The organism is Micromonospora sp. NPDC049048 (genome assembly GCF_043197615.1).
Classification (GTDB): domain Bacteria; phylum Actinomycetota; class Actinomycetes; order Mycobacteriales; family Micromonosporaceae; genus Micromonospora.
The window spans coordinates 461,635-481,544 of record NZ_JBICTM010000004.1 but is presented as its reverse complement, the minus strand read 5'-3'; the positions used below and the strand labels follow the sequence as shown (position 1 = coordinate 481,544).

Annotated in this window: 14 protein-coding genes; 7 read left to right on the top strand and 7 right to left on the bottom strand. The window is 74.1% G+C overall.

What is annotated here, in order from left to right:
• Window positions 1–12: 12 nt before the first annotated feature.
• Together ACGFIG_RS16875 and ACGFIG_RS16870 are read right to left on the bottom strand one after the other, a co-directional pair.
• On the bottom strand, window positions 13–2,829 hold the full coding sequence (locus ACGFIG_RS16875; protein ID WP_393003800.1) for an AAA family ATPase: 2,817 nt from the start codon (window positions 2,827–2,829) through the stop codon (window positions 13–15).
• A 561-nt stretch (window positions 2,830–3,390) separates the two neighbouring features.
• Complete coding sequence (locus ACGFIG_RS16870; protein WP_393003730.1) at window positions 3,391–6,246, bottom strand: AAA family ATPase; 2,856 nt, start codon at window positions 6,244–6,246, stop codon at window positions 3,391–3,393.
• Between the two features lie 1,360 nt (window positions 6,247–7,606).
• Here ACGFIG_RS16870 and ACGFIG_RS16865 point away from each other — a divergent pair.
• Window positions 7,607–8,983 carry an AMP-binding protein gene (locus ACGFIG_RS16865; protein WP_393003728.1) on the top strand — a complete coding sequence of 459 codons (1,377 nt, stop codon included), beginning with the start codon at window positions 7,607–7,609 and terminating at the stop codon, window positions 8,981–8,983.
• 45 nt (window positions 8,984–9,028) lie between these two features.
• Here the strand turns inward: ACGFIG_RS16865 and ACGFIG_RS16860 are convergent, their stop codons facing one another.
• Complete coding sequence (locus ACGFIG_RS16860) at window positions 9,029–9,508, bottom strand: cold-shock protein (protein WP_393003726.1); 480 nt, start codon at window positions 9,506–9,508, stop codon at window positions 9,029–9,031.
• Between the two features lie 174 nt (window positions 9,509–9,682).
• Here ACGFIG_RS16860 and ACGFIG_RS16855 point away from each other — a divergent pair, with 174 nt between their 5' ends.
• Window positions 9,683–10,345 (top strand): 4'-phosphopantetheinyl transferase, encoded by a 663-nt coding sequence (locus tag ACGFIG_RS16855; RefSeq protein WP_393003724.1) that lies wholly within the window; start codon window positions 9,683–9,685, stop codon window positions 10,343–10,345.
• Here ACGFIG_RS16855 and ACGFIG_RS16850 read toward each other — a convergent pair.
• Entirely contained in the window at window positions 10,342–11,751 is a 1,410-nt protein-coding gene (locus tag ACGFIG_RS16850) for an acyl-CoA synthetase (RefSeq protein WP_393003722.1), read from the bottom strand. The two genes, ACGFIG_RS16855 and ACGFIG_RS16850, sit on opposite strands and share 4 nt — an antisense overlap.
• Before the next feature lie 216 nt (window positions 11,752–11,967).
• On the opposite strand from ACGFIG_RS16850, the gene ACGFIG_RS16845 reads away from it, so the two are divergent.
• The 5 genes from ACGFIG_RS16845 to ACGFIG_RS16825 all read left to right on the top strand — a co-directional run bounded on the left by ACGFIG_RS16845 (window position 11,968) and on the right by ACGFIG_RS16825 (window position 15,585).
• Window positions 11,968–12,642 (top strand): HAD-IA family hydrolase, encoded by a 675-nt coding sequence (locus ACGFIG_RS16845; RefSeq protein WP_393003720.1) that lies wholly within the window; start codon window positions 11,968–11,970, stop codon window positions 12,640–12,642.
• A gap of 368 nt (window positions 12,643–13,010) precedes the next feature.
• Window positions 13,011–13,952: an ABC transporter ATP-binding protein gene (locus ACGFIG_RS16840; protein WP_393003718.1), complete on the top strand. Its 942-nt coding sequence runs from the start codon at window positions 13,011–13,013 to the stop codon at window positions 13,950–13,952.
• On the top strand, window positions 13,949–14,686 hold the full coding sequence (locus ACGFIG_RS16835) for an ABC transporter permease (RefSeq protein ID WP_393003716.1): 738 nt from the start codon (window positions 13,949–13,951) through the stop codon (window positions 14,684–14,686). Before ACGFIG_RS16840 ends, ACGFIG_RS16835 begins: the two co-directional genes overlap by 4 nt.
• A 255-nt stretch (window positions 14,687–14,941) precedes the next feature.
• On the top strand, window positions 14,942–15,184 hold the full coding sequence (locus ACGFIG_RS16830; RefSeq protein WP_393003714.1) for a DUF5988 family protein: 243 nt from the start codon (window positions 14,942–14,944) through the stop codon (window positions 15,182–15,184).
• A gap of 20 nt (window positions 15,185–15,204) precedes the next feature.
• Window positions 15,205–15,585, top strand: coding sequence for a VOC family protein (locus tag ACGFIG_RS16825; RefSeq protein WP_393003712.1), 381 nt, complete (start codon window positions 15,205–15,207; stop codon window positions 15,583–15,585).
• A 93-nt stretch (window positions 15,586–15,678) separates the two neighbouring features.
• On the opposite strand, the gene ACGFIG_RS16820 is transcribed toward ACGFIG_RS16825, so the two are convergent.
• The 3 genes from ACGFIG_RS16820 to ACGFIG_RS16810 all read right to left on the bottom strand — a co-directional run bounded on the left by ACGFIG_RS16820 (window position 15,679) and on the right by ACGFIG_RS16810 (window position 19,903).
• Window positions 15,679–16,629: a DUF6528 family protein gene (locus tag ACGFIG_RS16820; protein WP_393003710.1), complete on the bottom strand. Its 951-nt coding sequence runs from the start codon at window positions 16,627–16,629 to the stop codon at window positions 15,679–15,681.
• Window positions 16,630–16,730: 101 nt separating this feature from the next.
• Window positions 16,731–18,446 carry a hypothetical protein gene (locus ACGFIG_RS16815; RefSeq protein WP_393003708.1) on the bottom strand — a complete coding sequence of 572 codons (1,716 nt, stop codon included), beginning with the start codon at window positions 18,444–18,446 and terminating at the stop codon, window positions 16,731–16,733.
• Window positions 18,447–18,451: 5 nt separating this feature from the next.
• Window positions 18,452–19,903 carry a VWA domain-containing protein gene (locus tag ACGFIG_RS16810; protein WP_393003706.1) on the bottom strand — a complete coding sequence of 484 codons (1,452 nt, stop codon included), beginning with the start codon at window positions 19,901–19,903 and terminating at the stop codon, window positions 18,452–18,454.
• Window positions 19,904–19,910: the final 7 nt, after the last annotated feature.

Sequence of the window (19,910 nt, the reverse complement as noted above, 5' to 3'; positions counted from 1 at the left end):
CGTCGGGGGCCGTCAGGACGCGGCGCCCTGCGTCTCGTCGGCCAGCGCCTCGGCGTAGGCGACGAGCCGGGACGGCAGGTCGGTGCGGCGCTTCACGTCGAGCTTGCGGTAGACCCGCGTCAGGTGCTGCTCGACGGTGCTCACCGTGATGAAGAGCTTGCTGGAGATCTGCCGGTTGGTGTGGCCCTGTGCGGCCAGCGCGGCGACCCGGCGTTCGGCGTCGCTGAGCCCGTCGTCCGGCTCCTGGAGTTCGGCCGCGGCCGGGTACGCCGGCAGGCCGCTGCCCGGCTCCCGGCGGATCAGCCGCTGCGCCAGCACCGACGCCCCGCAGTCCTGGGCGAGCTGGTAGGCGCGGCGCACGAGCAACCGGGCGCGGGCGGAGTCCCCGGCGCGCTGGAGCGTCTGGCCGGTGTCGCCGAGGGCCCGGACGAGCTCCAACCGGTCGCCGCTGGACTGGAGCAGGTTGACCGCCTCGGAGAGCAGCTTGCGCCGGTGGTCCTGGGCGGCGGTGGTCGCGAGGAGGCGCAGCGTACGGCCCCGGGTCCGGTCGTCGACCCCGTGCGGCACCCGCAGCTGCTCCTGGAGGAGCTGCGTGGCCTGCGTCTTGTTGCCGACGCTGAGCTGCACCCGGGCCAGCTCCAGCCGCCACGGCACCAGGCCGGCCGCGTCGATGCCCCAGGTGCGCATCAGCTCGCCGCACCGCCGCAGGTCGGTGGTGGCGGCGTGGGGCCGGCGTACGGCCAGGTGGTGCCGGGCGCGGGCGGCCAGGTAGTGCAGGCCCAACGGGGTGCGGAACATGCCGGGCGGGATCGGGTGGGCGAGCCACCGGTCGGCCTCGGAGAACCGGCCCGACTCGGTCGCGGAGGCGACCAGGGTGGACAGCGGGCCGGCGACCGCCACTCCCCACGCGGGGGCGGGCATGTCCGCCAGGGCGGCGCGGGCGTGGTGCTCGGCGCCGGGCAGGTCGCCGACGCGCAACGCCGCCTCCGCCCGGATCGCCCGGATCACGGCCCGCCAGCCGGGCGCGTGCTGGGCCGCCGGACGGCCGAGCAGCACGTCGCCCCAGACCGCGGCCCGGTCCGACCGGCCCGCCCAGAGCAGCGCCAGCAGGGGAGCGGTCAGCAGGCCCAGGGCGCCGTCATCCGTGTGGTGCCGTTGCAGGAGCTGCTCGGCGGTCGCCACGGTGTCGTTGTCGGCGGTCGGCGTCAACGCGGTGCCGAGCACCGTCACCGCCTGCAGCAGCGGGCTGATCGTGGTGGGCGCGCTCGCGGCGCGGCTCCAGGTGGTCGGGGTCTGCCGCACGCTGGCCAGGTGGTCGGGGTGGGAGAGGGAGACCAGCAACTGCATGATCCGCAGGCGGCCGGGCAGGACGGCCGAGCCCTGCTCCTCGTCCGCCGAGAAGGCGCCGACCGCCTCGGTGGCCTCGTCGATGCGGCCCTGCCACAGCAGGTAGGGCACGGCGGACAGACCAGCGTCCGTGGACCAGCCGGCGGCCCGCGCCGTCTGCACCAACTCGGTCAGCTGCCCGTTCACGGTCAACGGGTTGATCTGCCAGCGGGCGTTCACCAGCATCTCGGTGGTGGCGGTGCGCTGCTGCTCGTCGACCGGGGCGCGGGAGAGCAGCCGCAGGCAGGCTGCCGCCACGTCGGGACGGCCCGACGCGAGCGCGTGACCGGCGGCGTCCTGGAGCACCGGCACCATCCAGGACGCGACCGCCGAACCGGCGGCCACGAGGTGCTCGGCGACCACGCTCGCCTCGGCGCCGCGGTCGTGCAGCACCTCGGCGGCCCGCTGGTGCAGGCTGCGCCGTTCGTCGGCCGACATGTCGCCGAGGATCGAGCGCAGGATGCGCGGGTGGCGCAGTTGGTCGGACTCCATCAGACCCGAGGTACGCAGCACCCGTACGGCCGGGACCGTGGACTCGGGCACCACGTCGAGCAGGTGGCCGAGCAGTTCGGTCGTCGCGGGCCGGTTGAGCACCGCGAGCGCCTGGGCCACCCGGCGTACCCCGGGCTCGTGCCGGTAGAGGCAACCGAGCACGGCCTGGTCGAACGCGTCACCGACGACCGGGCCGTAGTCGTCGCTGCTCTCGCCGCTGGCCCGCTCCTCGAGCAGCGCCCGGGTGAGCAGCGGGTTGCCGCCGGTCATCCGCACGCAGTGCTCGGCGGTCCTGCGGGCGTCGGCGTCGTCGACGGCGCCCTCGACCAGCCGGGCGACGGCGTCGACGGTCAGCGGTGGCAGGCCGATCCGGGAGAAGTGCGGCTGGCTGAGCAGCTCGGCCCGGAAGAGCGGGTGCGGGGGGCGCAGCGTCGACGCCTCGGCGAGCACCACCATGATCCGGGCGTGGCGCAGCCGCCGGGTTACGTAGAGCAGGCAGTGCAGCGAGGCCGGGTCCGCGTGGTGCACGTCGTCGACGACGAGGATCAGGGGCCCGGTGGCGGTCAGGTCGAGCAGGGTGGCGAAGAGGCCGTGCAGCAGGGGCGCCCAGGCCCGGTCGCCGTCGGCCGCCTCACCGCCGGGCTCGGGCAGCGGTACGGCGAAGGTGGCGTCGCGCAGCAGCTTCTCGACGTGCGCCGCCGTCTCCGGGGCGAGCCGTGCGGTGTGGAACAGCTGCCCGACGACTCCCAGGTGGAGCCCGCGCTCCGCCCGCGAGCCGGCCGCGCTCATCACCTGCCCGCCCGCGCCGGCCGCCCACTCGCTGAACGACTCCAGCAGGCTCGTCTTGCCGCTGCCGACGGCGCCGGTGACCAGCGCGACGTGCCCGCGCTGTTGCTCCTCACATGCGCGGAACGCGCGCCGCAGACGGGTTGTCTGTTCCTCTTGCTGCACCAACACCAGCGGGTAAGCCCTTCTTGTACGCGGTGCGGGCCCGGGACCCCGGTGTGCCGACACCGCCCCCCCCTGCCGGACAGCCGCCCCTCCACCCGCGACTACCGGATAGGGGTGGAGCGCACCGGGCCGCCGTGCCGGGTGGACCTGGAAATCTTCCGCCGGACCGGCGTTCTGGCCGTACGGTCCGCGCGTCCAGGCGAGTCTGGCACCGGCGCGGTGGTGCGACAACGGGCGCGAGACCCCATCGTTTCGCGCACAAACCTGCGGCCCCGGATCGCATTTAGGGGTTGCGCGAATCGCAATGAGGGGTGCCGGGGTCAGCCAGTCGGGGGAGACGACGCCCCGATGAACGGCTGATGTCGGGTGGGCAGCTTGATGGTGCCACATCGGGCCTGCCGGTGCACGCCCGTTGGCACGGACAGTGGCGGTGGACGGACTCGCGGCGACGGTCGCCGGCAGCGACGGTCCGGTGACGACCGACCGGGTTGCGGGAGCCGTGACGGCCGGCGAGAGGCGAGGGGGCGCGGGGTGGCGGCCGGGGTGGACGGACCGGCGGGATCAGCGCGGCCGGGGCCCGGAAGGCCGGCGGCCCGGGTCGTCGGGGCCCCGCGACGGTGGATTCAGCACCGTCGCCCCGGGACGGTCCAGCCGCAGTCGGAGGGCCAGTTCGTTGCGGGAGTTGACGTCCAGCTTCCGATAGATCCGGGTCAGCCGCTGCTCGATCGCGCTGACCGTCAGGAAGAGCTGCTCGGCGATCTCCCGGTTGGTGTGGCCCTGGGCGGCCAGGGTGGCCACCCGGGACTCCGCGTCGGTCAGCCCCTGGATCACGACCACCGTGCCCGCGCGGACATCGGCGGCACCGCTCTTGACGGTGGGGACACTGGGCCGCAGCATCGGGATGCCGCACTCCTCGGCGAGCGCCCGGGCCGACCGCGTCGCGACGCGCGCCTGCCGCCGGTCGCCGGCCTGCTGGTAGGCGTGACCGAGGTCGGCCAGGTTGTGCGCCAGCTCCATCCGGTCGCCGCACTGCTGCAGCAGCAGCACGGCGCTGCGTAGGTGCGGGATCCGGTCCTGTCCGTCCTCGGTGGCGGCCAGGACCCGCAGCGCGGCGGCCCGGTACCGGACGTGGACGGGCCGCAGCCGGGCCAGCTCGTCGCGGACCAGCCTGCCGGCCTGCTGGCGGCGGCCCATCCGGAGCAACGCCCGGGCCGACTCGGTGCGCCACGGGACGAGGCCCGAGAAGTCCAGCCGCCACCGGTGCATCAGCTGTCCGCAGAGTTGGAAGTCGGCCAGCGCGGCCTCGGGGCTTCCGGCGGCGAGGGCGTGCGTCCCGCGGGCGTGCAGGTAGTGCAGCCCGATCGGCGTCTCGAAGATCGCCGGGGGCACCGGCACCTGGAGACAGGCCGCGGCCGTGTCGAGCTGGTCCATGTAGGTCAGGGCCCGGATCCGGACGGCGAGCGGTATCCCGATCACCACACCCCAGCCCTTCGGCGAGAGCTGCCCCAGCGCCTCGTCGGCCAGCTTGTCGGCGCGGGGAAGGTCACCGAGCCGGCCGGCGATGGCGGCCCGGAGGGCGGTGAGCGTTGCCGAGGGGGTGGGGTGGTGCGGGGCGGCGGGGTGGCGTCCCAGCCGGTCGCACCAGTCGCCGGCCAGGTCGAGCCGGTCGGCGTAGATCATGGCGATGAGGGCGCAGACGGCGGTCCACATGTGGGGTTCGTCGTCCAGCCCGGTGGTGGACAGCGTCCGCTCGGCCTGCTCGACCACGCTGGCGTCACCCCGCTCGAGCACGGCGGACAGCAGGGTCGTCCCCTCGATTCCGCGCTTCACACGTGCCAGCGTGAGCGGGTTCCGCGCGGCCACGGTGGGAGCGGGGCGGTCGACCGTCACGCCGGGGTAGAGCGTTGACATCCAGCCCGTGATCACGAGTAGCTCGGCCACGGACCGCGGATCGGCGCTGTCCGCCCGCTCGCTCAGGTGTCTGACCAGCTCGACGGCCTTGTCGATCTCACCGTGCCAGAGGAGGTACTGGATGGGGCCGGCGGCCTGCTGGCTGCCGAGGTGCCCGGCGCGGATGGCGGTGGCGACGCCGATCAGGTGGGGGATCGCGGCCTGCGGGTCGAGCCGCCACTCGGCGCGCGCCAGCGCGGACCGGATCCGCGCCCGCAGGCACTCGCCGGCGCCACCCCGGTGTGCGCGGCGCAGGTACCGCAGGGCGGTGTCCACCTCGCCGTCGAGCAACGCCTGCTCGCCGGCGTCCAACAGGGTCTGCGCCATCCAGGGCTCGGTCAGCTCGTCGATTCCGACCAGGTGCGGCGCGATCCGCACCGGGGGCGCGTCGTCGTCGTGCAGCAGACCGGCCGCCCCCAGATGCAGCCGTACGCGTTCCTCGGCGGTCATCCCGTCGATCACGGCCTGGGTCACCGCCGGATGGCGCAACCCCTGATCGTTGATCAGCCCCGCGCTGGTCGACTCGTCGATGGCGTCCAGCGCGGTGCGCGACCGGGCGTCGACGAGGTGCGGCAGCAGGGTGCCGTGCAGCGGCTCGCCGGTCACGGCGAGCACCCGGGCGGCGTTGAGCACCAGGTGGTCGCAGCGGTACAGGCAGTTCAGCACGGCCTCCCGGAACGACTCCCCGATCACCGGACGGTCGGCGGGCCGGGGCGCCGCGGCCCGGTCGTCGGCGAGCGCCTGCACCAGCAGCGGATTGCCGCCGCTGATCAGGTGGCTCTCCTCGGCGATGCTCCGGGCGACCGGGACGCCGAGGCGCTGGGCGAGCAGTTGGAACGTCCCCTCGGCGGTGAGCAGCGGGAGGCGGATGCGGTGCAGCCTCGCGGGTTGCAGTAGTTCGGCGTGCACGTCCGGACGCCACGGCCGGGTGCGCGGGGCCTCGGTCAGGACGATCAGCACGGGCAGGCCGGCGATCCGTCGGGCCAGGTAGTCGAGGCAACGCAGCGACGGGACGTCCGCGTGGTGGATGTCGTCGATCGCGACGACCAGCGGGCCCCGCGAGGCCATCTCGAGCAGGGCGGTCCCGATCGCGGCGGTGGCCCGGGCGGTGTCACCGTGCTCCGTGTCGGCGTCGGTCCAGGCGAGGACGCCCGCGTCCAGCAGCCGTCCGAGGCGGGCCCAGGTGTCCGGGCTGCCGGCCTCGTGCAACGGCGCCGCGCGTACGAGTTGCCGGACCACCTCCAGCGGTACGGTGCGTTCGGCGCGGGAGGCACTCGCGCTCACGACCCGTGCGCCGGCGTCGTGGGCCCGTCGGGCGAAGGTCTGCAACAGCGTGGTCTTGCCGGAGCCGACCGGACCGGTCAGCACGGTCACCGTCCGGCTGGTCGGCGAGGCGTCGTTGCGGAACAGGTCCGTGAGCCGGCGTTCCAGCAGGCTGAGTTGGCACGACCGCTCGGTCAGCTCCATCGACGCCGCCTCCGGGGGAGCGTGCGGTCCGCGGTCACCGGATGGGCCGCTCGCCCTGCGCGGCCCCGGAGCTCGACCAGATCGGAGACCGGCAATTCTTGACCCATTCCATTATTAGCAAATATCGACAAACATCGAGCTTTGGCCGAGGTGCCACCGGCTGGCTCGACCGGTCGGTTACTCCGAGTCGCGCTCCAGTCGGCGTCGGCGGCAATTCTCCAGCCCTCTCCCGGGCTGACCTCCCCCTATCGACTCCCGTGATGGTGGGAGTATGTCAGTTCGGCAATTGGGCGGCAAGCCGAGGTTTGTAAAGGATGGGCAAACATTCTTACCCGTCTCGGGTGGCGAGATCGGGCCTTGCGCCCGGATCGACAACGGAAAGTCGTCGCGCGGTCCCGTTACGTGACAGAGCGCTCTCGTAACCCATTGGTCCTGCCATTCTGGCCCGCTTGTCGATTGGCGACCGGGCTTTTACGTGCTAGGCGTCCGGTTCGTTCCCCGGTGCGTCGTCGCGGTGCGCCCCGGGCCTCGGCCGGTCACCCCCGTTCATGGCCGCTGGGCCTGTTCCGCGGGTGCGGGGCGCAGGCGCTGGAGTCGTCGTGTAATCGCTGTTCAACTCAGCGTTGATAAAACCTCGTCGACTGTCGGGGCCGTCTCGGCCCGGGCGATGGCGGGCGGCGGCGGGTGCGTCGGCTGGCGTGGTGCCGAGGTGCGGGGGTTGCGTCGGAGGTCGGGCGTGCGGCCCGGCAATTGCCGCACGCCCCGATTGTTGCGGTGCGGAAGACCGCCCGCGCGAAGTGCGACTGGTGGCTGCCCGTTTCGGTCGAGGATCAGGAGCCGGCATGCGCGGGCGGGTGCCTACGATTCGGACCTTTGGGAAATTCAGCGATTATGTTGTTAAAAAAGAATTATGTATCTGCTGCTCGATGATGGCCGGAGGCGCTGACCGCCGGCCGCCGGAAGAGTCTCCTCCGATATTGCAGGCGTCAATGCATAACACGCACCGACGTAGTCCGTCAGGTTTTCTCCGGCGGAATCCGAGTTCGATTTCCGCACGTCCCGTCAAACGGATATGGCTCCAATATGTACGGCGCTGAAATAGTTACCCCCGCCGATCGTCGCCGGAGTGGGAACGGCATCCCGTCCTACCTGGCTGGTCGGCCCCGACAGGGGATCCGGGCGCGGCGGCTAGGGGTTGTGCCGGGCGATAGCCCGGGCCTAATTTCGGGGCACCCGTTTCCAACGTCGGGTCAGCCGGATATGGGGCCGTGCGGGCCCATGACCTGAAGGGTTCTGTGGCCGTCGTGATGTCCCAGCTGCCGCCGCGACTCGTTGACGCCCTCCGCAGGGGATAGCGGAGATGACACTGCTGCCGGCGCTGCGGGGATTCGGTGCGGATCGGGCCGACGCGGTCACGGTGGCCGGCACGACCCTGTCCAGCGAGGCCCTGCTCGGCTGCGTCACCGCGGTCGCCGACCGGATCAGGGGCACGGACGCGGTCGCGGTCGACGGCGCACCGACCCCGGAGGCGGTGGTCGGAATGCTCGGCGCCGTCCTCGCGGGCGTCCCGCTCGTACCACTGCCGCCCGGCGCCGACGAGTGCGAACGGGGCCGCATCCTGCGGCAGTCCGGGGCGACGGTGGTGCTCGGCCGCGACCGTTCCGGGTCCCACCGGCTGCCCACGGTCCCGGTCGACCTGCGCGAGCGCTCCTCGACGCATCATCCCGAGCCGGAGCCGGGCGCCGACGCGGTCATCCTCTACACCGGTGGCGCCGCGGGGCCGCCGCGCGGGGTACGCATCTCGCGCCGTGCCATCGCGGCCGACCTCGACCTGCTGGCCGACGCGTGGCGGTGGAGCGAGGAGGACGTGGTGGTGCAGGGCACCCCGTTGTACCGGGCGTACGGCCTGGTCGTGGGCCTGCTGGGCGCGTTGCGGGTCGGCAGCCGCTTCGTCCACCTCGACCGAGACGCCACCGCGGGACCGGTCGGCACCATGCACCTGGCGTTGCCCGAACAGTGGGCGCGGATCGCGCTGGACGGGCCCCGGGCCCGCGCGCTGTCCGCGGCGCGGATCCTGATCTCCGCGGACGGCCCCCTGGCGTCCGCCGTGGCCGAGCGCCTCCGACTACTCACCTCGCACACCCCGGTGCAGGCGTACGGCACCACCGAGACGCTCATCGCGCTGACCGGACGGGCCGCCGACCGCACGGTCACGGGCGTCGTCGGCACCCCGCTGCCCGGCGTCGAGACGCGCGTGCTGGACCGCGAGGCCCGGCCGGTGCCGGCCGACGGCGAGTCGGTCGGCGAACTCAGCGTCTGCGGGCCCACGCTGTTCAGCGGGTACGTCGGGGGGCCGGGCTTCGCCGCCGGTCGCTGGCACGCCACCGGCGACCTGGCGAGCGTGGCCGCCGACGGCTCGTACCGGATCATCGGCCGGTGCGGACTCGACGTGGTGCACAGCCGGGGCCGGCGGATGCACGCCGGGCAGATCGAGGAGGCGCTGCTGAGTCACCCCGGGGTGCGCGACGCCGCCGTCGTCGGCACGCCGCACCACGCGCTCGGCGAGCAGGTCACCGCGTACGTCGTCGCCGAAGGGCTGACCGCGCAGGTGCTCATCGACCACGTCGGCCGGCATCTCTCGGCCGGGCAACGACCCCGGCGGGTGCACTTCGTCGACGAGCTGCCCCGCAGCGCGCTCGGGCGGATCAGGAAGTCCCTGCTGATCGCCGGCGGCTGAGCGGACCGGACAGCGGGCGGGTGCGCCACCCGACCCCCGCGTCGGTCAGCCCTCCACCCAGCCGTGCCGTCGGGCCAGGTCCAGCATCCGGGCGCGCACCGCCACGATCTGCGCGCCGGTCAGATCCGACACGGAGGTCACCAGCGCCTCGGTGGTCTCCGTGCAGAAGGCGCGCTCGGAGAGCACGTCACACAGGCCCTCGTCGTCCTCCGCGCCGCCGGTGGCCGGTCCGCCGTCCCTGCTGCGCCCGCCGCCGACCGTCACGCCCGTCCGCGCCGCAGCCGCGGTGCCGCCCGCCGGGTTGCGCTCCGCTCCCGGGGCGGCGCCGATCACCCGCACCAGCACGGCCTTGGGACCGCGGTCGGTCTCCACCGCGTCGTACTCGACCGGGACACCGGGCGTCAGCGCCCACTTGTCGCCGTCCAGCATGTTCGCGTGCACGAACACGTCGTCGCTGCCGTTGTCCGGGGCGATGAACCCGTAGCCCCGCACCTCGTCGAACCGCACCACCTTGCCAGTAAGCATCGCTTTTCCCGCATCCATCCGACCAAAATCCGCATGCCCCGCCCGTGGGACCGGGGCCGGCCCCCAGAGTGGCAGCCACCCGTGTGGCCCGGCACCCGTACCCGACCCCTATGGTGCACCGTACCGCCGACGCGGGGGCGGCGAGGGTTGCCGCAGCGCCTAGCATCGGCGAACGTGATCGAGCAGATCCTGCCCCCCGCCGTGGCGGTGGCCGAGTCCTTCACGGACCCCACGGGCCTGACCCTGTTCCCCGAGGAAGAGGCGCTGGTGGCCCGGTCGGTGGAGAAGCGCCGCCGGGAGTTCACCACCGTGCGGCACTGTGCCCGCCTGGCCCTCGGCGACCTGGGCCTCGCCCCGGCGCCGATCGTCTCCGGCGCGCGGGGTGCCCCGGTCTGGCCGGACGGGGTGGTCGGCAGCATGACGCACTGCGAGGGCTACCGGGCGGCCGTCCTCGGCCGTACGACGGCGTTCGCCACCCTCGGGGTGGACGCCGAGCCGCACGCGCCGCTGCCCGACGGGGTGCTCGACGCGATCGCCCTGCCGGCGGAGCGGACGCGCACCGCCACGCTGGGCGCGGCCCGCCCCGCCGTCTGCTGGGACCGCCTGCTGTTCAGCGCCAAGGAGGCGGTCTACAAGGCGTGGTTCCCGCTGACCGGCCGGTGGCTGGACTTCTCCGAGGCGGACATCGTGTTCGACCCGGCCGGCACGTTCGAGGCGCGGCTGCTGGTGCCCGGCCCGGTGCTCAGCGGGGCCGAGGTGACGGGCTTCGCCGGCAGGTTCCTGGTCGAGCGGGGACTGGTGGCCACCGCGATCAGCATCCCGGCCGTCGCGTCCTAGTCCGCGCTCAGCCGCGTCTTCTGCACCTTGCCGAGGGCGTTGCGGGGCAGCGCGTCGACCAGGCGTACCTCGCGCGGCCGCTTGTGCGCCGACAGGTGCCGGGCCACGAAGTCGATCAGTTCGGCCCCGTCCACCCCGTCGCCCACCACGTACGCGGTGACCTGCTGGCCGAGATCGGGGTGCGGGGTGCCCACCACGGCGGCCTCGCGGACCCCCGGGTGCGCCAGCAGGGCGTCCTCCACCTCGCCGGCGCCGATCCGGTAGCCACCGCTCTTGATCAGGTCGGTCGACGCCCGGCCGACGATCCGGTGCCAGCCGTCGGGGTCGACGGTGGCGACGTCCCCGGTGCGGAACCAGCCGTCCGGGGTACGGCTCGCCGCGTCGGCGTCCGGACGGTTGAGGTACCCGTCGAACAGCGTGGGACCGGTGACCTGGAGCTCGCCCATCGCCGCCCCGTCGGCCGGCAGGACGGCGCCGTCGTCGTCGACGAGCCGCGTACGCACGCCGGGCAGCGCCAGCCCGACGGTGCCCGGTCGGCGTGGACCGTCCGCCCGCGCGCTCACCGTGATCAGGGTCTCGGTCATCCCGTACCGCTCGACGGCCCGGTGACCGGTGAGGGCGGCGAGGTCCGCGAACACCGCCGCCGGCAGCGCCGCGCTGCCCGAGACGAGCAGCCGCGCCGGACGCAGCGCCCGGGCCGCGTCCGGGTCGGCGGCGATGCGGGACCAGACGGTCGGCACCCCGAAGTACATCGAGCCGTTGGCGGCGGCGTACCGGTCGGGGCGGGGCCGGCCCACGTGGTGCAGCCGGCTGCCCAGCCGCAGCGGCCCGAGCACGCCGAGCACCAGCCCGTGCACGTGGAACAGTGGCAGGCCGTGCACCAGCAGGTCGTCCGGCGTCCACGCCCAGGCGTCGGCGAGCCCGTCCAGGCAGGCGGCGACCGCCCGGCGGGAGATCACGGCACCCTTCGGGGCGCCGGTAGTGCCGCTGGTGTAGAGGATCACCGCGGTGCGCGCCGGGTCCGGCTCGGGGTGCACGGTGTCCGACCGGCGGGTCAGGTCGACGGGCACGACGGGCCGGCCCGCGCCCTCGGCGGTGCGTTCCGCGCCGGCCGCCACCAGCAGCGCCGCCGCGCCCGAGTCGCGCAGGATGTGGTCACGCTCCATCGGCCCCGCGTCCGGCGGAACCGGCACCACCGCAGCTCCGGCGGTCAGCGCGCCCACCACGCCGACCACCGTCTCCAGGGTCGCCGTGGCCTCGATCGCCACCCGGTCGACGCCGTGCAGCTCGTCGGCCACCGCCGCGGCCAGGCGGCGCAGTTGGTCCCAGGACACCGCCCGGTCGTCGACCCGGATCGCGTCCGGGCGCTCGTCGGTGCCCTCCGTCAGCCAGCTCAGCAGCGGCATGGTGCGATCCTCTCAGCGGCTCGGGGCCGGTCCGACCTCGGCCGGGGCGCGCCGGCACCGGACGCCGGGGCACCCGGGACGCCGGTAGGGTCGTGGGCAGCTGGCGGATCCGGGTGGGCGCGTGCGCCGCGCCGGCAGGACCGGGACGACGGTCCTGACCGTAGTCGGGGCCTGGGGGGCCTACCACCCCTACCGGCCGGGCCGGACGGGCGGGAGGTGACAGCGGTGGTCGCGGACGCGACGACGGTACCCGACGGTGTCCGGGCCGTGGTGCTCGACCTCGACGGCGTGCTGGTCGACAGCCTGGCCGTGGCCAGGGAGGCGTTCGCGCTGGCCTACGCCGAGGTGGTGGGCGACGGCGTGGCCCCGGTCGAGGAGTACTGCCGCCACCCGGGTCGGTACCTGCCGGAGGTGCTGGAGCTGATGGGCCTGCCGGCGGCGCTCGCCGAGCCGTTCGTCCGGCAGAGCAACCGCCTCGCGCACCGGGTCACCCCGGTCGACGGGGTGGCGGACCTGCTCCGCACCCTGCGTCGGCGGGGGATCGGGCTGGCTGTGGCCACCGGCCGCAGCGGCGTGCGCGCCCGGGACCTGCTCGGCCGGCTCGACCTGCTGCCGCTCGTCGACCACGTGGTGGGCTCGGACGAGGTGCCCCGCCCGAAGCCGGCGCCGGACATCGTACGGCGGGCACTGCACCTGCTCGGGGCCCGGCCGGCGGACGCACTGATGGTCGGCGACGCGCCGAGCGACCTGGTCAGCGCGCGGGCCGCCGGGGTGGTGGCGGTGGCCGCGCTGTGGGGCGAGTCCGACGAGCAGACCCTGCGCGCCGCGGGACCGGACGTCGTCCTGACCCGGCTCGGCGAGCTGCTGCCGCTGTGCCCGGCCCGGCGATGACCAGCTGACCCTCGACCGGCCGCCGACCCTGGAACGGACGCCCGCCCTCGCCCGGGCGTCGAGCATGGGACGGGCAGCGGCCTCGGGTCGGCGCCCGTGCGGACCGGACACCCGGGGTGACCGGTCGACACCCCTGCCTCCGGGACGCGTCGTCGGTCGGCACCCCTGTCCCGGGTCGTTTTCCATGTCGACACCCCCGATTCGTCAGCTGATCAGTTGATCGGGACATCGGTTGGCCGGATGATGTCGGGCGGCGGTCGACCTGGCTCCGGCCGGTACCGGCCCGTTCTCGCAAGCCGACGCCGCGATCAGCCGAGGGGTCCCGCCCTTCTCGACGGCAAACCGCACGTGAAGGAGGACCACCCCACATGCCGGTCATCGAAGTCGATCATCTGCAGAAACGGTACGGCGAGAAGATCGCGGTCGACGACGTATCCTTCACGGTCGAACAGGGCGAGATCTTCGGCGTCCTCGGCCCGAACGGGGCCGGCAAGACGACCACCGTGGAGTGCGTGCAGGGGTTGCGTCGTCCCGACGGCGGCACCATCCGGGTGCTCGGGCTCGACCCGGTCCGCGACCGCACCGAGGTGCGTCAGCGCGTCGGCGCCCAGCTCCAGGAGAGCCAGCTGCCCGACAAGGTACGGGTGTGGGAGGCGCTGGACCTGTACCGGTCCTTCTACCGCAACCGGGCCGACATCGACGAGCTGCTGACCGACCTGGGCCTGGCCGAGCAGCGCAACACCTACTTCCAGAAGCTCTCCGGCGGGCAGAAGCAGCGGTTGTCGGTGGCCCTGGCGCTGGTCGGCAGGCCGGAGGTCGCCATCCTCGACGAGCTGACCACGGGCCTCGACCCGCAGGGCCGCCGGGACACCTGGGACCTGGTCGAGCGCATCCGCGACCGGGGCGTCACCGTCGTACTGGTCACCCACTTCATGGAGGAGGCGCAACGCCTCTGCGACCGGCTCGCGATCATCGACAAGGGACGGGTGGTGGCCATCGACAGCCCCGCCGGCCTGCTCACCCGGGTCGGCAACGAGCACCGGGTGCACTTCCGTCCGGCCGAGCCGGTCGAGGACGCCCTGCTGCTCGCGTCGCCCGACGTGACCGGGGTGAACCGCTACGGCGCGGAGATGACGGTGACCGGCACGAAGGACGTGCTCCAGTCGGTCATGTCGGTGCTCAACGGGCGCGGGATCACCTACACCGACCTGCGGGTCGAGCAGCCCAGCCTCGACGACGCGTTCGTCGCCCTCACCGGCCGTGGGGGCCGGACCGCCGCGCAGTCCCCGACCGACGGGAGGTCGTCGTGAGCGCCCTGTCCAAGCTGATCGCCGTCGAGACGAAGCTGTTCCTCCGGGAGCCGGTGTCGTTGTTCTTCGTCTTCGCCCTGCCGATCGGCCTGATGCTCGTCTTCGGTCTGCCGCAGCGCGCCGGCACGGCCGCCGACACCGGGCAGCACGCCGAGCAGACCTTCCTGCCGTCGCTCGCGCTGGCCCTCACCATCGGCATGCTCGCCCTGTTCACCCTGCCGATGGCGCTCGGCATCTACCGGGAGCGTCGGGTCCTGCGCCGCCTGGCGACCACCCCGGTGCAGCCCGCGCTCCTGCTGGTCGCCCAGGTCGTGGTCAACCTCGTGATGGGCGTGCTCGGCGCGGTGGTCACCGCGATCGCCGTACGGTTCCTGCTGGATCAGCCGGCACCGGCCAACGTGCCCGGGTTCGTGCTGGCCTTCCTGCTCGGGGTGGCGTGCCTCTTCGCCGTCGGCCTGCTGATCGCGGCGCTGGCGCCGTCGGCCAGGGCAGCACAGTCGATCGGCCCCGCGCTGTTCTTCCCGCTGCTCTTCCTGGCCGGCGCTTGGTTGCCCCGCGACCGTATGCCCAGCGCCCTGGCCGCCGTGGCCGACTACTCTCCGCTCGGTGCCACGGTCGACACCATCGGCGCGGCGTGGGCGGGCGCCAACCCCGAACTGCCGCAGCTGATCGCCCTGGCCGTGACGGCCGTCGTCGCCTCCGTGGGGGCCACCCGGTTCTTCCGCTGGGAGTGAGACCCGGGCGTCCCGGTCGGTGCGGGGGACATCGTCGCTGCCCAGGGCCGTTCCTAGGGGTGCCCTAAGGGTGTCGGCCGAATGTGATCTGCATTACGTTCGAAGCTGAACGGGCGGCCGGTCACCGGACAGAGACGTTCGACCGCGAAGCGTCCGTTCACCCGGCAACGGGTGTCGTCAGGCCTGTGTGGACGGAGCCGCCGCTCCCACGCGGCGGCTCCTCCGAGGTGTGCGGAATGCGACGGAGGTCGTGCCATGAAGGACGTTTCGCAAGCTGATCCGGTCACCCGGGACGCCGCCGGCGTCATCGACGTCGTCCTGGAGGGCGGCCCGGTTGACCTGCCCGCCGACCTGCGCAGCCGGCGGGTGGCCGGGGCCGAGGAGAAGATCAAGGTCCTGCACTACGGCGGGTACGAGCACTTCGAGCGGGGCGCCAGCGCCGCCACGGTCGACCCGGTGGTCTTCCGCTGGACCGGCCGGACCCGGATCGCCGAGTAGGAGAAGGGCGCAGCAGTCTCATGAGGGCACAGGACCAGCGGCCGGGACCCCACCTGACGGTCGTCGACACCAACGAGGCGATCGCCTTCTACACGGACGTCTTCGACGCCGTCGCCATCCAACGGGAGTGTCTGCTCGACGGGCGCGTCCTGCACGCGGAACTGGCCGTCGGCGGCCACCACCTGACCGTGAGCGAGTGGTGGGAGACGGGCGGCCCGTCACCGGCCGAGGGCCGCGACGACGTGTTGACCATCGAGCGGACGGACCCGGAGTCGGTGCTGCGGCGGGCGGTGGCCGCAGGTGCCCGCGTCGAGCCGGCCGCCGACCCGTCGCGCCGGCCGCTGCTGCGCGATCCCGCCGGCCTGTGCTGGACCGTCGTCGGACCAGCCCGTCCGGCGTAGGTCGACCCTGCCCTCCACGCGACGGGGCCCGCGCTCGCCGAGCGCGGGCCCCGCTGTGGTGCGGCTGTCCCGGCACTCGGTGCCGGGCCCCGGTCACTCGAAGCCCGGCGTCCAGATGCGCGCCTTGTAGAACTCGGCGCCCGAGCGCTTGCGGTCCGGCGACTGGGAGAACCGCACGGTCGGGCTGCCCCAGGTGCGCGAGCCGGTGTTGTCGGCGCGTACGGACACCACCTCCCCGGAGGAGTGCCGCACGTACGACTTCACCCGCGTCTCGCTGGAGATCTTCCGCTTGGTGAACGAGCCGCCCGAGGTGTTGATCTCGTAGACGCCGTCGGTCGCGGTGCACAGCAGCTTGTACCTGTTGCCGTAGTCGGGTTGCAGGTCGTGCCCCAGGTTGCTGCTGCCGAGGCTCACCGAACCCCCGTAGTACTTGAGCCGGGTGTTGCGGTAGGAGCCCTCGACCGCGTAGTGCACCAGCTTGCCCTTGCCGATCGCCCAGAGGATCTTGTAGGTCGGGTCCCAGAGGACGCCGTGGGCGCCGGGAAGGCTGACCGTCTGCACCTTGGCCAGCGAGCCGAGGTTGCCGACGCTCGTCGGGGCGTAGAGCGTGAGGTAGCCGTGCGAGCTGGCCACCACGACCGAGCCGTTGCCCGGGATCCGCTCGATCGCGTGCGGGTTGCCGCCCGGGGTCGCGCTCCAGGCCAGGTCGTTGAGCTCGGTGTGCTTCTCGCTGTCGATGTCGACGATGCCCGCCCGGCCGCCGGAGGCGACCATGAGCGCGATCCAGCCCTGCTTCTGCGTCGAGCGGATCTTCACGTCCGACAGGTTGGACCACGCGCCGCCGCCGGGGCTGAAGCTCCAGTGCACGTTGGCGTCGGTCCAGCTCTTGTTCTTGTGGAACACCAGGACCTTGTTCTTGACCTGCTCGGTGGTGGCCACGTAGTAGCTGGTCGCCGCCTGCGCGGGGGCCGGGCCCAGCAGGGCCGCGGTCGGCGCGGCGACCGCCCCGGCCGCCAGCCCGCGGAGAATCGTGCGTCGCTGCATGCTCAACATCCTCCCGTGATCATGTTGAGTCACACATTCTGCCACTATCGTCCACATTGGTCTGTGCCTTTCGGCGAGGAGCGAAGGAGTGACCTCGGGGCTCAGGGGCGGCGGGCGTTGCGCTTGCGTACCGCGAAGAAGAGCGCCGCGGCCCGGCGGACGCCGCCGGGACGTCGCGGGTCCGCGGCGATGTCGTGCAGCAGGTCCCGGTCGGCCCGCCCCGCGGCCAGCGTCATGAGCAGGGCGAAGCACTCCCGGGCGCCGTCCCGACCGGTGGGGCCGTGGGCGCCGTCGGCCCAGTGCGTCAGCAGTGCCGCGAGCACGTCCGCGCGGAACGACGGCGTGCCGGCCTCGCCGGCCCCGGCGCGGCCGGCGAGCAGGTGCCCGGCGGCGATCGCGCCGTCCGGCTCCGCGAGGCGCTCCCGCAGGAAGGCCGGCGCGACGGCGGCCCGGCTGATCGCCTGCAACGCGACGAACCGCGTCGAGCGGGTGTTCATCAGCGTCACCCACTCGTCCGGGCGCCAGTCACGGGCGAGCGGCCCGGCCGCCAGGTACTCCACCAGGCTGGGCCAGACCGAGGCCAGGGCGTGCCGGTCGGCCCGGAAGAGATCCGTGGCGAGCAGGATCTGCCGTACGTGCGCGGGCCAGTCGGGCAGCACGGTCGCGGGGGGCACCGGCGCGTGGGCCGCCGACCAGTCGACGACCGCCGCCACCGGATCGCCGCCGGCGACGGCGGCGGTCGCCGCCACCTCGACGAGGTCGGTGTGCCGGGCACCCAGCCAGGCGGCCACCGCCTCGCCCCCGTCGGGGCGGTGCCGCAGCGCGGCGCAGGCGTCGTCGAGGCTGTCCCGGCCGCCGCGCAGCAGGGCGCGGACGAACTCGTCGAGCAGGGCCTCCGGGCCGGGCTGCGGGGATGCCCCCGCCTGCCCGCCCTCCCAGACCAGCACCGCGATGGTGGCGGTGAGCGGATTGTGGACCGGCCCGGTGATGCGCTGGGCGTGGGTCCAGTCCAGGAACCTGCGGGCCGTGGCGCCGTCCGGGAACCAGCGGGCCGCCAGCAGCGCCACGTCGGCGTCGGTGAAGTGCGCCAGGTGGTACGCCGGGTAGCCGTCACCCAGCACGGCCAGCTCGTCCTCCGCCAGGTGCCGCGTGGTCACCAGGAGCCGCCAGGGCCGCGGCGTGCCGGCCGGGCCGGGCGGACGGGCCAACTCCGCGAGACGGTTGAGCACGACGGCCCGCTCGTCCGGGTCGGTGACGGCGTCGAGCGCGTCGACGCAGACCAGCCACCGCCGGCCGGGGGCGGGGGGTCGCTCGACGTCGAGCGGGGCGCCCTCCCCGGGGTACGCCTCGGCGAGCGCGGCGGGCAGCGGCCGGTGCACCAGGGCGGCGGCCGGCAGGCTCACCAGCACCGGCCCGGCCGGACAGCGCCGGCGTCGACCGCGACCGGCGAGCCACCGCCGCGCCGACCGGGCGCTCTCGTAGCGTACGAGCGCCGTCTTCCCGCTGCCCGGCTCCCCGATCAGCAGCACGTCGCCGGTGCCGGTGAGCAGGTCCGCCACGTCGACGCCGTCGCCGGACGGAGCGAGCCGCGGCACCGCGCGACGCGGCACGTACACCTCGGACAGTGGCTTGACGTAGCCCCCGAAGCGGTGCGGGTGGACGATGCCGGCGTCCTCCTCCCTGCGCCACACCGGGCGCAGGGCGGCCCACCAGCCGCGCCGGCTGCGGGTGTGGCGGCGCACGGCGACGAGCGCGCCGGCGAGCGCCAGCGTGCCGCTGACGACGCTGGCGACCTTGTCCGAGACGTCCAGGTCCATCGGGGTCAGGGGCGGCCGGCGCCGGGCTGCTCGGCCGCCAGGTGGTGCGCGCCGCATCCCTCGCAGTACGCGCCGGTCTGCTCCTCGTCGCAGTGCCACCACGGCGCGGGCGGCCCCGCCGGCGCGGCCCGCTGTGCCGGCGGCTCCTGCGGTCCCCACCGGGACGTCTGGTGGGCCACGACCAGGGAGGACTGCGTGAGCCGGGCGTCGACGTCGGGCCTGAGCCGCACCCGGCCGCCGGCGGCGTCCAGGACGTCCACGATGCGGGCGAGCAGGGCGACGTCGTCGTCGCGGCCCGTGGCGTGGGCGAGCGCCACCGCGTGCCCGAGCTGCTCCTCCGCCTCGGCGACTCGGCCGGCCCGGGCGGCCGACAGCCCCCGCTGGACCGCCGCCGCGTAGTCCTGCTGGCGGGTGTAGTACGCCACGCTCTCGTTGATCTCCGAGTAGCGCAGCGCGTCCTCGGTCCACTCCACGGTGAGCGGCGCCTCGACGGGCGCGGCGTCCGCACCGGCGTGCACGCTCAGCCAACCGATGCGCCGCCGCACCCCGGGCGCCATCGCGTCGACCTCCAGGGCGACGTGGTAGTCCCGCTGGTCGTGCGGGCTCCACGCCCCGACGGGGTAGTCGGTGGCCAGCTCGCCGGCCGGCACGCCGCGCCCGGTCAGGTCGGCGAGCGCCGGGTGCACCTGCTTGACGAAGCGGACCCGGGCCAGCCCTGTGGTGCGTACGCGCAGCCGCACGTCGGGGACCCGCCGGGACATCGCCCGCCCCAGCACCGTCCGGAACTCGTCGGCGAGCCCGGTGAGGTCCTCCACCGGCACGACGGGGTTGGCGCCCAGTGCCTCCGCGATGCCCAGCAGCTCCACCGCGTCCCAGTCGTGCACGCCGTCGGCGGAGCCGATGGCGCGGCAGTCGACGGTGAACCGGCCGACGCACTCGTCCACCGCCGCCCGCAGGTCGGCGGGGCGTTGGGACTCGTTGCGCCCGTCGGTGAGCAGGATGACGTGCCCGATCGCGTCCGGTCGCGTGGCCAGCAGCTGGCGGGCCAGCAGCAGCCAGGTGCCGATGGCCGTGCCGCCGTGCGGCGCCAGGTGCCGCAGCGCGTTGCGGGCGGCGGCACGGGTGGTCTCGTCGGCGACCGCCAGCTTGCGGTCGCCGGGGTAGACCATGGTGGCGTGCGCGGTGCCGGACACGACCGCGAACGCGACCCCGTCGGGCAGGGCGTCGATGGCCGCGGCGGTGGCCTGCCGGGCGGCGCGCATCTTGGCCTGGGGCGCCCCCATCGAGCCCGAGGAGTCGATGAGGATCACCTCCGCGAGTTCGTCGTGCCGGACGTCCTCCTGGGTCGGCTCCTCGCCCCGGACGGTGGCGACCACGTCGAGCACCGCCCCGTCGGCGGAGATGCACTCGGTGTGGTGCGCGCGTAGCCGCAGCGGCAGATCGTTGGCGGGGGACACGGATGAC

Coding starts and splice junctions, on each gene's coding strand:
- ACGFIG_RS16870 (WP_393003730.1), bottom strand. CDS start 6,246: ATGGAGCTGACCGAGCGGTCGTGCCAACTCAGCCTGCTGGAACGCCGG.
- ACGFIG_RS16865 (WP_393003728.1), top strand. CDS start 7,607: ATGACACTGCTGCCGGCGCTGCGGGGATTCGGTGCGGATCGGGCCGAC.
- ACGFIG_RS16860 (WP_393003726.1), bottom strand. CDS start 9,508: ATGCTTACTGGCAAGGTGGTGCGGTTCGACGAGGTGCGGGGCTACGGG.
- ACGFIG_RS16850 (WP_393003722.1), bottom strand. CDS start 11,751: ATGCCGCTGCTGAGCTGGCTGACGGAGGGCACCGACGAGCGCCCGGAC.
- ACGFIG_RS16840 (WP_393003718.1), top strand. CDS start 13,011: ATGCCGGTCATCGAAGTCGATCATCTGCAGAAACGGTACGGCGAGAAG.
- ACGFIG_RS16830 (WP_393003714.1), top strand. CDS start 14,942: ATGAAGGACGTTTCGCAAGCTGATCCGGTCACCCGGGACGCCGCCGGC.
- ACGFIG_RS16825 (WP_393003712.1), top strand. CDS start 15,205: ATGAGGGCACAGGACCAGCGGCCGGGACCCCACCTGACGGTCGTCGAC.
- ACGFIG_RS16820 (WP_393003710.1), bottom strand. CDS start 16,629: ATGCAGCGACGCACGATTCTCCGCGGGCTGGCGGCCGGGGCGGTCGCC.
- ACGFIG_RS16815 (WP_393003708.1), bottom strand. CDS start 18,446: ATGGACCTGGACGTCTCGGACAAGGTCGCCAGCGTCGTCAGCGGCACG.